Below are 13,994 nucleotides of genomic sequence, written 5' to 3'. Positions count from 1 at the left end.
TTTCACCTATTGCGCGGGCTTTGCCGCAAAAAAAGTGCTGTTTGCAGACGAAAAAAAGCCAGGCAGCAACTTCCTGCCTGGCCTGCACGTCTGGAGGTGTTGCTCTACTTAAAATTCTTCCCATTCGCTCTCGGCGGCGGCATTGCTGCGGCGTGCCGGTGCGGCGGCCACGGCTTGGCGCACGGGTGCCTTGCGGGCCTCGGGGCGCGCTGGTGCTGGCGCCGCGATGCTGCTGCGGGCGGCGGCCAGCTTGACTGCGGGTTGAGATGCGGCAACGGCGTTGCCGGTTTTAAAGAAACCCACCACGTGCGCCAGCTCGCCTGCCTGTTCCTGCATGCTTTGCGAGGCGGCCGCCGCTTCCTCCACCAGGGCGGCGTTTTGCTGCGTCACTTCATCCATCTGGGCAATGGCCATGTTGATCTGCTCGATGCCGATGGTTTGCTCGTGCGTGGCGGAGGTGATTTCTCCCATGATGTCGGTCACGCGCACGATGCTGTCGACGATGTCGCCCATGGTCTGGCCCGCCTCATTGACGAGGCGCGAACCCGTATCCACGTTGGCGACGGACGCGGCGATCAATTCCTTGATTTCCTTGGCCGCCGTGGCGGAGCGGTGCGCCAGGTTGCGCACTTCCGTTGCCACCACGGCAAAGCCGCGTCCCTGTTCGCCGGCGCGCGCCGCTTCCACGGCCGCGTTCAAGGCCAGGATATTCGTCTGGAAGGCGATGCCATCGATAACGCCGATGATGTCGACGATTTTCTTCGACGACGCGTTGATGGTGCCCATGGTGTCGACCACTTGCGCGACGATGCTGCCGCCGCGCACGGCCACTTCCGATGCGCTTTTCGCCAGCTGGTTCGCCTGGCGTGCATTGTCCGCATTCTGTTTCACGGTCGAGGTCAGTTCTTCCATGGCCGACGCCGTCTCTTCCAGCGAACTGGCTTGCTCTTCCGTGCGTGACGACAGGTCGAGGTTGCCGGCGGCAATTTCGCTCGATGCCGTGGAGATCGCATCCGTGCCCTGGCGCACTTGGGCCACCACGCCCAGCAGGCTGGTGTTCATGGCTTTCAAGGCGCCCAGCAGGCGGCCCGTTTCATCGCTGGAATTGACGACGATGTGCGACGACAAATCGCCCGAGGCCACGGTTTCCGCCACGGCCACGGCTGCATTGATGGGATGGGTGATCGAGCGCGTGATGATCCAGGCAACAAAAGCGCCCAGCAGCACGGCCACGCTGCCCAGGGCAATCATGGAGCCGCGCGCGCTGGCGCTCAGCGTTTCGGCGTCTGTTGCCGCCTGCGCCGCCTGCTGCGCTTCATAGGCGACCAGGCTGTCGAGCGCGCCCAGCACGATCTTCAGGCTCGGTGCCGCCTGCTGCGTCAAAAAGGCGATCGCCTCTTCCGTCTGGCCCGCATTGCGCAGCTCGATGACCTTGTTGTTCAGTGGTGCGCCCGATTTCAGGGCGGCGTCCAGTTCGGCCATCAGGGCCGTTTCCTTGTCCGTCGAGATTTTCTTTTGCAAGGTTTCCTTGGCGGCGCCGTATTTCTTGCGCGCTTCGCCAATTTTTGCCAATTCCGCCTGCACCAGCGCTTCCGTCGGCGCCACCACCACGCTGGTGATCGCCAAAGTAATGTTGCGCACGTTGTCGCTCATGGTATTGGCGGCCGCCATCTTGACGTTCTTGTCGGCCACGATGTCGTGCGTGCGTGCGCTCAGTTGCCCCATGGAATACAGGCCGACGAGCAAGACGGCCACCAGCAGGCCGAGGACGACAGCAAACCCGATCCCGAGCCGGGTGCCGATTTTGAATTGTGTGAGTGACATGATTGCTTTCGTGGTGCGGAAGTGAGGGGAAACGTCGACAGGCCAGGTGCCAGACACGGTCATGCCTTGCCACTACGGGTTAGTACGTAACGACAGCCAGGCTGTAATTGTTCCTCAAAATTCCGCACTGCAATACAAAAACTTGTATCAAGTCCCCGAAAAGTTTGAAAATTGTTAGCAAATTAAATAAGTTGTCGTGTGGAAACAACGGGCGCGGCGCCAGCAGACGTCAGCTTTCCGCAAACACGTGGATGGCCAGAAAATCGATGAAGGCGCGCAGTTTTGGCGTCAGGTGGCGGCTGCTGGGCCACAGGATGCGGAAGGCGCCAGCGTGCTGGCGGTGCGCGTCCAGCACCGGCTGCAAGCGGCCCGCCGCGAGCGACGCGCGTACGGTAAAGTCGGGCAGGGCGGCGATGCCCAGGCCGCTTTCGGCAAAGTGCAGCAGGGTTTCCACATTGTTGCAGTTGAGCAGGGCTGACAAGCCGGCCGCGTGCAGGGCTGGCCACTCGGGCAGGGGCCAGGCCTCGACCTTGCCGCTGCTGGGAAACTTGTACAGCAAACAAGTATGGCGCAGCAGGTCGCCGGGAAGCTCCGGCGTGCCGTGCTGCGCCAGATAGGCGGGCGCGGCCACCAGCTGCAGCTGGAACTGGCCCAGCTGGCGGCTCATCAAACGGCTGTCGGCGCTCTCTCCCGCGCGCACGACGGCGTCGTAGCCTTCCTCGATCACGTCGACCCGGCGGTCGCTGAAATCGAGATCGAGTTCCACCTGCGGATAGGCGCGCGCGAACGCGGCCAGCACGGGATTGAGCAAGCTGCCGACCTGTGGCAGGCTGATGCGCAGCCTGCCTTGCGGCGCGCTCTTGCTGTTGGATAACTCCAGCTCGGCCGCTTCGATCTCGCCCAGGATGCGCCGGCAGCGTTCGAGAAACACGGTGCCTTCGCTGGTCAGCGCGATGCTGCGCGTGCTGCGCTGAAACAGGCGCACGCCCAGGCGCTCTTCCAGCCGCGCGATGCTTTTGCCGATGGCCGAGGCGGAAATACCGAGCACCCGGCCCGCCGCCACAAAACTGCGCGTTTCCGCCGCCTGCACGAAGGCCGTGAATCCCGCCAGGTTATCCATATCGTCCCCTGTCACCATTGATTGCGGATGCTAACGTCCGCACAGACAGAAACTATAGCCTGTTTTTCTTTGATTGCGCCTGCTTTACCTTGGCAGCTTGATCATTTGAAAGGCTCCGCCATGATTTACAACTGCTCTCCTGCGGCCTTGTCCGCCCGTATCGATCCCTTGCTCGATGCCGTCGTGCAGCAGCAGCGCCTGGTGGGCGCCGTCGTGCTGGTGCGCCACCGGGGCCAGGAAATCTATCGCCGCGCGGCCGGCTACCTGGACCGCGAGGCAGGCACGCCCATGCGCGAGGACGCCGTCTTCCGCCTGGCGTCCGTCAGCAAACCCATCGTTTCTAAGGCCGCGCTGGCGCTGGTGGGGCAGGGGCGCCTGGGGCTGGACGACCTGGTGACGCGCTGGCTGCCGTATTTTGCACCGCGCCAGCCGGACGGCGCCGTGGCGGCGATGACCGTGCGCCACTTGCTCACGCACACGGCCGGCCTCGACTACGGCTTCTTCCAGCCGCCGGGCGGCGCGTATGCGCGGGCGGGGGTGTCCGACGGCATGGATGCGTCCGGTATTTCTCTGGAGGACAACCTGCGTCGCCTGGCCACCGTGCCGCTGGCATATGCGCCCGGTGCGCGCTGGGCGTACTCAATCGCCACCGACGTGCTGGGCGCCGTGATCGAACAGGCGGCCGGCATGCCGCTGGCGCAGGCCGTGGCGGCCTTGGTGACGGCGCCGCTGGCCATGCGCGACACGGGCTTTTTGGCTACCGATCCGGCGCGCCTGGTTGTCGCCTATGCGGACCGCGCAGCGGGAGAGTCCCGGCCGCGCCGTTTGCTGGACGAAGGGGATGACCATCTGCCGTTTCTCGATGGCATGGCAGGTTTTACCTTGTCGCCGGCGCGCGCCCGCGATGCGCAGGCCTACCCGTCCGGCGGCGCCGGCATGCTCGGCTCCGCCCCTGACTTCATGCGCCTGCTGGAAACCCTGCGTTTGGGCGGCGCGCCCCTGTTGCCGCCTGCGCTGGCGCGCCAGATGGGCGCAAGCCAGACAGGTGCGTTCGACTTGCCGTTCTGGCCTGGTCGTGGCTTCGGCCTGGGGTTTACCGTCTTGACCGATCCGCAACTGGCGGCCACGCCTGAAACGGCGGGCACGTGGCGTATGGGCGGCACGTATGGCCACGCGTGGTTTGTTGACCCTGCACAAGAACTGTCTGTGGTGGCGTTCACGAATACGGCGCTGGAAGGCATGGCGGGTCCGTTCGTGATGGAACTGTGCCAGGCTGTGTATGGCGTGGAGCAAGGGCAATGACGCCCATCGTCTTCCTCGCGCTGGGCCTGTTCGGCGTGTATTGCATCGAGTTTGGCGTGGTGGGCATCTTGCCGATGATCATGCAGCGCTACGGCGTGACGGCGGCGCAGGCGGGATCGCTGGTGAGCCTGTTCGCCCTGGTGATCGCCGTGGGCGGGCCTTTCCTCGTGCTGCTGGCCACGCGCTGGCGCCGCAAGCGTGTGCTGATCGTCTCCCTGCTGGTGTTCGCGCTGGCCAGCGTGGCCTCGGCGTATGCCTCCCGCTTCGAGGTGTTGCTGGCGCTGCGCATCGTGCCGGCCCTGTTCCATCCCGTGTATTTCTCGCTGGCCATGGTGGCCGCCGCCGCCCTGTATCCGCCGCAGCAAGCGGCGCGGGCCGGCGCGCATGCGTTTACGGGCACCAGCATGGGCATGGTGCTGGGCATCCCGCTGACGACGTGGATCGCCGCGCAGTATGGCTATGAGGCATCGTTCCTGGCCTGCGCCCTGGTGAATGTCCTGGCCGCGCTGGGGCTGTACCTGTTCTTGCCGGACATGCCGCACGAGGCGCCGATGGCGTATGGCCGCCAATTGGCCGTGCTGCGCAAGCCCGCGCTGTGGCTGACGATTGCCTCCGCCGTCTTTGTCTTTGCCGCGATGTTTGCCGTGTATGCGTATGCGGCCGCGTATCTGCAGCAGGAAGCGGGCTTGTCGGCGCGCCAGACGGGGCTGGCGCTGGCGGTGTTTGGCGTGGGCGGCGTGGCCGGTAATCTGTTCGCGGGGCGCCAGCTGGGTACGCATGTGCTGCGCACGGTCTTGCTGCAGCCCGTGCTGCTGGGGCTGGCGTACTGGTTGCTGTATCGGTATGCGGACACTGGTGCCGGCTGGGCAGCGTTGGCTGTCTTGCTGCTGTTCTGGGGCGCGGCGCATACGAGCGGGTTGATCGTGACGCAAGTGTGGCTCAGCAGCGAAGCGCGCGAGGCGCCCGCGTTTGCCATCGGCGTGTATATCGCCGCCATCAACCTGGGTGTAACGGTGGGCGCGCTGGCCGGTGGTATGGCCATCGCCCGCTACGGCATGCCGGGGGCGCTGGGCTGCGGTGCGCTGCTGGGTGCGCTGGCGATGGCATTGATTGCGCTGAAAGCGTGGTACTACCGCTTGCCGTCAGTCGGCAATATGGTTGGGGATGCGAAACAGTAAATCCGTATCGCCGATGTCCACGCCCGCTTGCGACAGCAGGGTGCTGGCCTGGCCCCGGTGATGCGTCTGGTGATTAAAGAAATGCATGAGCAGGCTGAAAAACTCGCGCCGGTTCGGTCCCTTGCTGTTGCGGTAGTCGAGCAAATGGTCGAGGTCGGCTTCCGTGATGGAGGCGGCCCAGTCGACGATGACTTGGTCCAGCCATTGCCGGTGCGCGTGCATGGTGGCAAAATCCTCGGCCGCGAACAGCGGCTGCGTGAGTGATGCGGGCGGCGTGATGGCGCGGATGGGGTCGAGCAAGGGAAAGCCGGCCGGGTGCTGCGCGTAGCGCTGCAGCCACAGGGTGTCGCCCACCATCACGTGGTTCAAGGTGGCCAGCAGGGAGCCAAAATACGCACCCCGCTCGCGCTGCAGTTCGCCGGGCGGCAGGCCGGCCGCGGCCGCATAGACTTTGGCATTCATCCACTGGTTGTAATCGGCCATCAGGCAAAGGTGGGCGCAACGGCTCATGCTGGACTCCTTCAGTGGATGAATGACAATAGTAAGCTGAATAAATTAAACGGATTTCAGGAACGCGCGTATGCCAGCGAGCAACATTTCAATGGCCATCGCCGTCAAAATCAAGCCCATCAGCCGTTCAAACGCCGTCATGACCCTTGGACCGAGCGCCCGCTGCAAGCGTTCGGCGCACAGGAAGACGGCCAGCCAGACCACTGCCACGGCCGTCAGCCCCGCCACGTGGGCGATGACTTCGTTCATTTCATGCGAGGAAAACAGTAGCACGGTCGCCAGTGCCGACGGGCCGGCCAGCGCAGGGATGGCCAGCGGCACGATAAACGGTTCGCCGCCCATCTCGTGGTCGCTATTGCCGGCGTTGGGCTGCGGAAACACCATGCGCATGGCGATCAGGAACAGGATCACGCCGCCGCCGATGCGCAGCGCTACTTCCGACAATTGCAAGGCGTTCAGGAAATGGCGGCCGAAGAACATAAACAGCAGCAAGATGCCGAAGGCGATCATGCATTCGCGCACCACGACTTTCCAGCGCCGTTCGACCGGTACCCGTTTCAGGGCATTGACGAACAGGGAAACGTTGCCGAACGGGTCGGTGACGAGCAAGAGCAGGATAAAAGTCTGGAAGAAATTCTGTGTCATGGTGGCGTGAAATAAGGTCAACACCGCTGCCAGGATGGGCGCGGTGCGATAAGGCTTGCGATGATAACAAGCGCGGAGACTATCTCCCATGATTATTGATGCATAGCAGCATTTTTTTTACGCTGCGATGACTTTTGCCTGGTAAAACGCGGTCGGCGTGGTGCCGAAATGCTTCTTGAACATGGCGCTGAACGCACTCTGGCTGGTGTAGCCATTGTCCATGGCAACATCGATGACCTTGCTGCCATGCGCCAATTGTTCGAGTGCCCGCAGCAGGCGCGCCTGCTGGCGCCACTGGCCAAAGCGCATGCCTGTCTGTTTCTGGAACAAACGGTGCAGGCTGCGCTCGGTGATCGCCAGTTCCTGCGCCCAGTGCGCCACCTTCTGCTGTTCGCCCGGTTGCGCCATCAGCCGCGCGCAGATGCCGCGCAGGCGCGCATCCACGGGTAACGGTAAATACAGGGGCAGCACGGGCAAGCTGTCGAGCTCGTGCAACAGCAATTGCAGCAGATGCCAGTCGCGGCTGCCTTCCGTGAAATCGGGCGCGATGTCGACGGCCGCCACGATCAATTGCCGCAGCAGGGGGCTGATGTCGAGCACGCAACTGTGGCGCGGCAGCAGGGGTGAGCTGGCGCAGTCGATGAAGACGGTGCGCATTTTCACGGCGCCGCTCATGCGCACCTGGTGCGCGATGCCGGGCTGCAGCCACACGCCGCGCGTGGGCGGCACCACCCAGCGCCCGCCTTGCGCCTCGATGGTCATCACGCCTTCGATGGCATACAGCAACTGTGCATGCGTGTGGCGGTGCACGGAAATTACGTGGCCATGCGCATAGTCGACGGCCAGCGCCATGGCGCGCGCCGTGACGGGCAACAATTCCTGAAAGGCGGGGGAGGTGCAATCCATACAAAAAAGGTCAGTTTTGCGATAGGTACAGACATCTTAGCGCGAGAAGGCGCGACGCGTCTGGGGCAAGATGAATACCCGTAACTATTCCCGGAGCTACACATGCCTGTGCGCGCCTATCTGTATCCGTTTCTGGCCATGCTGCTGTGGGCTGGTAACGTCATCGTGTCCAAGTTGGCCGCTTCCAGCATCGCCCCCACGGCCATTACCTTTTACCGCCTGGTGCTGGTCTTGCTGGTGATGACGCCGTTTATCGCCCGTCCCCTGTGGCGCAACCGCGCCGCCATCCGTCGCCAGTGGTGGCAGCTGGCCCTGTGCGGCGTGATGTCGATGGCGCTGTTCCAGAGCTTGTCTTACCGCGCCGCCGAATCGACGACGGCCACCAATATGGCCATCGTCACGGCGCTGGCACCCCTGATGACGGCCCTGCTCAGCGTGCTGCTGCTGGGCGAGCGCCTGACGGTGGGCATGGCGGCCGGCGGCGTGCTGTCGTTTGGCGGCTTGCTCTACCTGGTGGGGCGCGGCGATGTGCTGGCCTTGCTGCAGCAGGGCGTGCACGCGGGTGATGCGCTGATGCTGCTCGCTTGCCTGGTGTTTGCCCTGTACGGCGTGCTGCTGCGCCGCTGGCGTTTATCCATTCCTGCCTGGCAATCCATTTATTGCCAGGCGCTGGCGGCCCTGGCTTGCATGCTGCCGCTGTTCCTGCTGCTGCCGCCCGGCAGCGCCAGGCTGGATGCCACCACCTTGCCGCTGATCGGCTATGCGGGCATTGGTTCATCCATCGTGCTGTCCTATCTGTGGATCGAAGGTGTCAAACTGCTGGGGCCGAACCGCTGCAGCATCTATGTCAACCTCTTGCCCCTGCTGACGGCCTTGCTGGCCATCGTCTGGCTGCACGAAAGCATGCATATTTATCACCTGGTCGGCGGCGGCATCTCGCTGCTGGGCGTGCTGCTGGCGCAGACGGTGCAGCGGCCCCTGTGGCGCCGGCGTCCTGGCGTGTCCGGTCTTGCCTGAATGGCCATGCATAATGGCGCTTTTCGGCAGTGGAGTTGACATGCGGCAAACAGTTTTGATGAACACGATGGCGGCGCTGCTGGCGCTGGGCGCCTTGGCGCCGGCGCAGGCTGCAGCGCGATTCTATGACGGCGCCCCCATGGCCACCGCCAGCGCCGTCGAGCGCCGCGATGGCGGCGTGGTGCTGGCCTTCCTGCGGGAAAATGGCGAGGTCAACGGCTACTATTGCCAGTGCAATGAAGGCAGCGAGAAGCGCATGAACCTGGATAAATACGGCAAGGCCAGCATCGAAGCCGTGTTCCAGCTTGACCTCGACAGCGAAGGCGAGACCACCTTGGTACTCAGCCGCAGTGCTAATGCCTATGGTTTGCATGCCTACCGCTACGAACGCAGCGGCGGCAAGATGTTCAAGGTGGCCACCTTGCAGCCCGCGCTGGACGCCATCGTGCGCGGTGCCGCCGCCATGGATGAAGCGCGGGTGCGCGCGGCGCTGGCGTCCCTGCAGCTGATCGATTACAGCATCGCGTACGCGCCCTCGGGCGTGGCCGAGTTCGACGCCATCGAGCATGCGCATGGCACCCTGGTCGGCTATTTCAATATCGATGGTGAGTTGTTGCCGGGCAAGCCAACGGAAGCGCCCGCGTTTGCCTATAAAAAAACCTTCCAGGAAAAGGAGGGCCATTTCCTTACCGTCACCTACTTGCTGGGCAAGGATAGGCAAGGGGGCCGCGTACCCAGTTACCACGTCAAGTGGATCACCTGGGAAACGCAGCCGCAGCGCTTTGCCGCCAGCCAGGATGGGCTATTCATCGAATACGAGGTGAACTGCTGCGTGGGCAGCGTGCTTGCCCGCGGCCAGTATGCGCAGGGCAAGCGTACCGGCGTATGGCATTACGAAGAGCCGAACACCATCCGCTCGTTTGGCGCCTTTGTCGACGACAGGGCAGAAGGGCCATGGACGTATGAAAGCGGCGATGAAACGACGACGGGCATGATGCAGCGAGGCCAGCGCACGGGCCGTTGGGAAGTGAGCCCGGGCGTGGCCGAATGGCGTGCAGCGGACATGCACAGTTTCACCGGTTATGACCATTTTGTGAAAGACCGCTTGAATGGACCCAGCGAGCGCCGCATCGATGGCGTGGTGCAATGGCAGGGACAGTATGTAAATGGCAAGAAGCAGGGTCAGTGGATCCAACCTGGCGGTGGCGGTAACTACGTCGATGACGTCAAGCAGGGGCCGTGGAAGAAGGCGACGCCGGACGGTGGCAGGCAAGTGCTGACCATGCTCGATGACAAGCCCGATGGCAAGCTGGAGCAATATGCGGCCGATGGCCAGCTGCAACTGGTCGAGCATTACCGCCTGGGTGTGCTCGATGGCATGATGGAAAGTTTTTATCCGGATGGCAAGCGGCGTTACCAGGGTACCTTTGCCGACGGCAAGCGCGATGGCGCGGAAACCCTGTTTTATCCGGACGGCGAATTGCCGCAATTTCACCGCAACTGGAACAAGGGCGTGCTGCATGGCGTCAGCATTGAGAATTTCCAAAACGGCAAGCCCAGTCAGATCGGTGCCTACAATATGGGCAAGAAGGTGGGGCTGCATCAGTCTTTCCGCGACGATGGCCAGCTCATCGAAGAAACCGTCTATTAACATACCTGGCATTCCGGCGCGACCGCGCACGACAGCGGAATGCCAGTTCTGCGCAAAAAACATCATCCGCTTGTTACAAAGCGTGAAAATCCATGCTGGATGTTGCTACTGGTAATTTTTCCCTGTATCTTGCAGTTAGGAAATTAAAAGTACAGGAAACCTCAACCCTGTTGCCCTGTATTTCACTCCTGACGATGATGAGCGGGCCGCCTTCCCCCAGCCGCCAGTAACGCTCCGTCGACCGAATTTTGTCCTGAACAATTAAGAACTGTCCCGCCCATCTGGCGCTTGTGCTTCCGTCCGGCATGCGCAAGCATGGTTGCGCCCTTACCAAGGAAAATAGCATGCTGTCAAATATAACAATAAAAATGCGCCTGATTGCCACCATGAGTGTGCTGGGCTTGCTGATCGCCGTGTTGGGCGTCATGAGTATCATCAGCTTGAAATCGGCCAACAATACTCTCAACGAGGTCTACAGCAATCAGCTGGCATCGACGCAAGCCATCGGCGAGTCGCAAATTGCCCTGGGCCGTGCCCGTTTCACGATGGATCGCGTGATGGTGCACCCGGATGCGCCGGATGCCAAGGAGACCCTGGCACGCTCCGAGCAATTCCTGGAAGCGTCGAGCAAGTCCTGGAAGGCGTACCTGGCCTTGCCGCAAAACGCGGAAGAAAAGCGCCTGTCCGACGACATGGACAAAAAGCGTAGCGACTATATCAACAATGGCGTGCTGGCCATGGGCAAGGCTTTGCGCGAGAACAATATCGAGCAGGCGGACAAGCTGATGATGACGGGCCTTTCGCCCCTCTACCGCACGCTGGACCAGGCAGCCGAAACATTGACGCAATTCCAGGCAACCTCAGCCGCCGCAATGTATGCGGACAGCCAAGCCAGTTACCGCACGCAAGTGACCATGGCCATCATCGGCATGGTAGTGGGCGCCTTGCTGACCATTATTTCCAGCATCTTGCTGCTGCGCGCCATCTTCGGCCCGTTGGACCAGGCACTGCGCCATTTCGACGCCATTTCGGACGGCAACCTGGCCAATGACATCGTCATCACGCGTCACGATGAGATGGGCGCTTTGCTGACGGGCTTGCAGAAAATGCAGGAACGCCTGTCGACCACCGTGCGCGGCGTGCGCGACGGCAGTGGCGCCATCGCCACGGCCAGCAATGAAATCGCCTCGGGCAACCTGGACTTGTCCAGCCGCACGGAGCAGCAAGCCTCCAGCCTGGAAGAAACGGCTTCGTCGCTGGAAGAGCTGACCTCGACCGTCAAGCAGAATTCCGACAATGCGCGCCAGGCGAACCAGTTGGCCGTCTCCGCTTCGGACGTGGCCGTCAAGGGTGGCGCGCTGGTAGCGCAAGTGGTCGAGACCATGGGCACCATCAGCGAATCGTCGAAAAAGATCGCCGACATCATCGGCGTGATCGATGGCATCGCCTTCCAGACCAACATTCTGGCCCTGAACGCGGCCGTGGAAGCGGCGCGTGCCGGCGAGCAAGGCCGTGGCTTTGCCGTCGTCGCCACGGAAGTGCGCAACCTGGCGCACCGCTCGGCCAGCGCCGCCAAGGATATCAAGGTGCTCATCGAAGCGTCGGTACAGAACGTGGGCGCCGGCAGCACGCTGGTCAGTCAAACGGGCACGACGATGGACGAGATCGTTTCCAGCATCCGCCGCGTGACGGACATCATGGGCGAAATCAGCGCCGCCGGCCGTGAGCAGGAACTGGGCATCGGCCAGATCAATCAAGCCGTGGCGGAAATGGATACCGTGACGCAACAGAATGCGGCCCTGGTGGAAGAAGCGGCAGCCGCTTCGGAGTCGATGCAGGAGCAGGCGGCGGCGCTGGCCGAAATGGTCAGCATCTTCAAGCTCGACGCCAACCATAGCGGCCCGGCAGCGCCCAAGCCTGCCTTGCGCAAGCCTGTCATGGCCGCCGCCAGCACGGCCTTGAAACGCCCCGCACTGCGCCTGGCGCCGTCCCGCGCCGCGGCAGCCCCTGTCACTGCCGCAAAACCGCGTCCGGCCAAGCCCGCCGCAGACAACAGCGGCGAGTGGGAAGAGTTCTAAGTTACTGCGCTGGCAGGGTGGCCTTGCTGCCCTGGTCCTGCAGCAGCGCCGCCTCGGCCAAGGCTTGGGCGCGCGCTTCCTCTGCCGCTTGTTCCGCTTTCTCCAGCGCATCGTGGCGTGCCTGCAAGGCCGCCCGGGCGCGCACGAAGACGATCTTGATGGCCGCCATCACGGGTACGGACAGGAAGATGCCGACCACGCCACCCAGCTGGTCGCCGGCCAGCAAGCCGACGATGACCATCAGCGGACTCACTTCCACGCCTTCGCTCATCAAGTACGGGTTGACCACGTAATCCTGGAACAAACGGTAGGCGGCGATAAAGCCGATCAGCCAGAACACGTGCTCGAAGCCGCTGAAGCCGGCCACGACAACGGCGATGATGGCGGCCGCCAGCGGACCGGCAAACGGGATGAATTCCAGCAGGGCGGCGGCACCCGCCAGCAGCAGGCTGTACGGCACACCCATCAGGGAAAAGGCGATGCTGTAAGACACAAAAGTGGCGATCGACAATAGCAGCAGGGCGCGTACATAGCGCGACAGCAAGATGTCGAGGTCATCGATGATGGCGCCCCAGAGTTTCTTGTTCGGGCGGTTCAGCAAGGAGAGCAAGCCGTCGCGCATGTCCGGGCCTTCCTTGATCAGCAAAAAGCTCAGCACGGGCACCAGCACCAGATAGATCAGGTTGCTTGCCGCATGCATGACGGTCAAGCCCAGTTCTTTCGCCAGCGGCATGGCTTGTCCGGTACCGCTGCTCAGCTGTGTCTGCATGAATGACAGCAGGCGCGCACGCAAGGGTTCCATGAATTCCGGCAAAGGGATGCGCTCGGCAAAGTTGTTGCCTTTGAGCAGAGTCGGCAACTGATCGCTGAGCTTGATCGCTTCCTCCTCGATGCGCGCGCCGAAGATCGAGCCCAACACCGCCACCAGCAAAATCACCACCAGGAAGACGATGCCGATGGCGGCCGTGCGCGGCAGGCGCTTCGGTCCATACCGTTCCAGCAGTCCGATCAGCGGATACACGAGGTAGCTGAAGAAAATGGCAAAGACCACCACGATCAGGGTTGACGAGACCTTGTAGGTGAGAAATAGCAGGAAGGCGATCAGGAAAGCCGTCCACACCATCTTGGCAACGCGCAAGTTAAAACCGAACATATGAATTCCTTAGGGCAGGATGTTACGCAAGCGTGGCTGGCTTAACGGACTGGGTGGGCAAGGCAGGAATCGGGCCGCGCCGCACGGCCGGAAATCATACCGCAAAATGACAAAATGCCATGCTCCTGTGCGTAATGGCAATGCTTTCCCTTGTCCGAACTCCCCTCCGGCCTATTTTTCCCGCCAGCTGGCCACGGTGATGAACACGCCGTTTTCCTTGTCCGGCTCGCGCAAGGTCACCGTGTAGCGGCCGCTGGTATCGCTGCCGGTGAACACGACCTTGTCGTCATGCCCCTTCACTTGCGCGCCCTTGGCCAGTTTGGCGTAAGTGTTGAGCACCCAGTGGAAGTCGGCATAGCTGCGCAGGGTGATGCAGGCATCGGGCATGGGCTCGTCGCCCGCCTCGGCCGCTTCCGTGGGCGTGCGCATGGGCAAGCCGGCCAGGCCGGCCGGTGCGATGCGTTTGCCGCCGCTGAAACTGCTGTTGAGTTCCGCATTCGGCAGCAGCAGGTGCAGCAAGCTGGCGGGAAAGCCGGGTGGCACGTCGCGCGGCTCCCAGCCGGGCTGGCCGGGGCGGGTCGTGATGTATTCCACCGCAGCAATGCTTTGC

Annotated in this window: 12 protein-coding genes; 5 read left to right on the top strand and 7 right to left on the bottom strand. The window is 62.7% G+C overall.

Translation table 11 applies throughout. The annotated features are described in order from the left end of the window. Positions 1 to 108 precede the first annotated feature (108 nt). Together ACQ4W7_RS25210 and ACQ4W7_RS25205 are read right to left on the bottom strand one after the other, a co-directional pair. Positions 109 to 1,824, bottom strand: coding sequence for a methyl-accepting chemotaxis protein (locus ACQ4W7_RS25210; protein WP_436534157.1), 1,716 nt, complete (start codon positions 1,822 to 1,824; stop codon positions 109 to 111). Positions 1,825 to 2,053: 229 nt separating this feature from the next. Next, on the bottom strand, positions 2,054 to 2,944 hold the full coding sequence (locus tag ACQ4W7_RS25205) for a LysR family transcriptional regulator (protein WP_436534155.1): 891 nt from the start codon (positions 2,942 to 2,944) through the stop codon (positions 2,054 to 2,056). A gap of 120 nt (positions 2,945 to 3,064) precedes the next feature. Here ACQ4W7_RS25205 and ACQ4W7_RS25200 point away from each other — a divergent pair, with 120 nt between their 5' ends. Both ACQ4W7_RS25200 and ACQ4W7_RS25195 read left to right on the top strand, forming a co-directional pair. Next, positions 3,065 to 4,246: a serine hydrolase domain-containing protein gene (locus ACQ4W7_RS25200; RefSeq protein WP_436534153.1), complete on the top strand. Its 1,182-nt coding sequence runs from the start codon at positions 3,065 to 3,067 to the stop codon at positions 4,244 to 4,246. Beyond that, on the top strand, positions 4,243 to 5,424 hold the full coding sequence (locus ACQ4W7_RS25195; protein WP_436534151.1) for an MFS transporter: 1,182 nt from the start codon (positions 4,243 to 4,245) through the stop codon (positions 5,422 to 5,424). The genes ACQ4W7_RS25200 and ACQ4W7_RS25195 overlap by 4 nt, the downstream gene beginning before the upstream one ends. On the opposite strand, the gene ACQ4W7_RS25190 is transcribed toward ACQ4W7_RS25195, so the two are convergent. The 3 genes from ACQ4W7_RS25190 to ACQ4W7_RS25180 form a co-directional block, all read right to left on the bottom strand. Next, complete coding sequence (locus tag ACQ4W7_RS25190; protein WP_436534149.1) at positions 5,389 to 5,934, bottom strand: DinB family protein; 546 nt, start codon at positions 5,932 to 5,934, stop codon at positions 5,389 to 5,391. The two genes, ACQ4W7_RS25195 and ACQ4W7_RS25190, sit on opposite strands and share 36 nt — an antisense overlap. 45 nt (positions 5,935 to 5,979) lie before the next feature. Then, a complete protein-coding gene (locus ACQ4W7_RS25185; RefSeq protein ID WP_070302926.1) occupies positions 5,980 to 6,579 on the bottom strand; it encodes a MarC family protein in 600 nt (199 codons plus the stop codon). A gap of 117 nt (positions 6,580 to 6,696) precedes the next feature. Further along, positions 6,697 to 7,485: an AraC family transcriptional regulator gene (locus ACQ4W7_RS25180; RefSeq protein WP_436534147.1), complete on the bottom strand. Its 789-nt coding sequence runs from the start codon at positions 7,483 to 7,485 to the stop codon at positions 6,697 to 6,699. A gap of 102 nt (positions 7,486 to 7,587) precedes the next feature. On the opposite strand from ACQ4W7_RS25180, the gene ACQ4W7_RS25175 reads away from it, so the two are divergent. The 3 genes from ACQ4W7_RS25175 (at position 7,588) to ACQ4W7_RS25165 (ending at position 12,231) form a co-directional block, all read left to right on the top strand. Beyond that, positions 7,588 to 8,502 carry a DMT family transporter gene (locus tag ACQ4W7_RS25175; protein ID WP_436534145.1) on the top strand — a complete coding sequence of 305 codons (915 nt, stop codon included), beginning with the start codon at positions 7,588 to 7,590 and terminating at the stop codon, positions 8,500 to 8,502. A 40-nt stretch (positions 8,503 to 8,542) separates the two neighbouring features. Beyond that, complete coding sequence (locus tag ACQ4W7_RS25170; RefSeq protein WP_436534143.1) at positions 8,543 to 10,153, top strand: hypothetical protein; 1,611 nt, start codon at positions 8,543 to 8,545, stop codon at positions 10,151 to 10,153. A 344-nt stretch (positions 10,154 to 10,497) separates the two neighbouring features. After that, positions 10,498 to 12,231: a methyl-accepting chemotaxis protein gene (locus ACQ4W7_RS25165; protein WP_436534141.1), complete on the top strand. Its 1,734-nt coding sequence runs from the start codon at positions 10,498 to 10,500 to the stop codon at positions 12,229 to 12,231. 1 nt (position 12,232) lies between these two features. Here ACQ4W7_RS25165 and ACQ4W7_RS25160 read toward each other — a convergent pair whose 3' ends face one another. Together ACQ4W7_RS25160 and ACQ4W7_RS25155 are read right to left on the bottom strand one after the other, a co-directional pair. Continuing rightward, a complete protein-coding gene (locus ACQ4W7_RS25160) occupies positions 12,233 to 13,384 on the bottom strand; it encodes an AI-2E family transporter (RefSeq protein ID WP_436534139.1) in 1,152 nt (383 codons plus the stop codon). Positions 13,385 to 13,555: 171 nt separating this feature from the next. Further along, positions 13,556 to 13,978 carry a hypothetical protein gene (locus ACQ4W7_RS25155; protein WP_426073872.1) on the bottom strand — a complete coding sequence of 141 codons (423 nt, stop codon included), beginning with the start codon at positions 13,976 to 13,978 and terminating at the stop codon, positions 13,556 to 13,558. Between the last annotated feature and the right edge of the window lie 16 nt (positions 13,979 to 13,994).

The sequence above is a fragment of the Janthinobacterium algoris genome (genome assembly GCF_051380935.1).
GTDB lineage: Bacteria > Pseudomonadota > Gammaproteobacteria > Burkholderiales > Burkholderiaceae_D > Janthinobacterium.
The sequence above is the reverse complement of the archived record's forward strand: the minus strand, read 5'-3'. Positions and strand labels throughout refer to the sequence as shown.

Bases quoted from the DNA above. Each gene is read 5' to 3' on its own strand.
- ACQ4W7_RS25205 (WP_436534155.1), bottom strand. From the start codon at position 2,944: ATGGATAACCTGGCGGGATTCACGGCCTTCGTGCAGGCGGCGGAAACG.
- ACQ4W7_RS25190 (WP_436534149.1), bottom strand. From the start codon at position 5,934: ATGAGCCGTTGCGCCCACCTTTGCCTGATGGCCGATTACAACCAGTGG.
- ACQ4W7_RS25165 (WP_436534141.1), top strand. From the start codon at position 10,498: ATGCTGTCAAATATAACAATAAAAATGCGCCTGATTGCCACCATGAGT.
- ACQ4W7_RS25170 (WP_436534143.1), top strand. From the start codon at position 8,543: ATGCGGCAAACAGTTTTGATGAACACGATGGCGGCGCTGCTGGCGCTG.
- ACQ4W7_RS25160 (WP_436534139.1), bottom strand. From the start codon at position 13,384: ATGTTCGGTTTTAACTTGCGCGTTGCCAAGATGGTGTGGACGGCTTTC.
- ACQ4W7_RS25175 (WP_436534145.1), top strand. From the start codon at position 7,588: ATGCCTGTGCGCGCCTATCTGTATCCGTTTCTGGCCATGCTGCTGTGG.
- ACQ4W7_RS25180 (WP_436534147.1), bottom strand. From the start codon at position 7,485: ATGGATTGCACCTCCCCCGCCTTTCAGGAATTGTTGCCCGTCACGGCG.
- ACQ4W7_RS25195 (WP_436534151.1), top strand. From the start codon at position 4,243: ATGACGCCCATCGTCTTCCTCGCGCTGGGCCTGTTCGGCGTGTATTGC.
- ACQ4W7_RS25200 (WP_436534153.1), top strand. From the start codon at position 3,065: ATGATTTACAACTGCTCTCCTGCGGCCTTGTCCGCCCGTATCGATCCC.
- ACQ4W7_RS25185 (WP_070302926.1), bottom strand. From the start codon at position 6,579: ATGACACAGAATTTCTTCCAGACTTTTATCCTGCTCTTGCTCGTCACC.
- ACQ4W7_RS25210 (WP_436534157.1), bottom strand. From the start codon at position 1,824: ATGTCACTCACACAATTCAAAATCGGCACCCGGCTCGGGATCGGGTTT.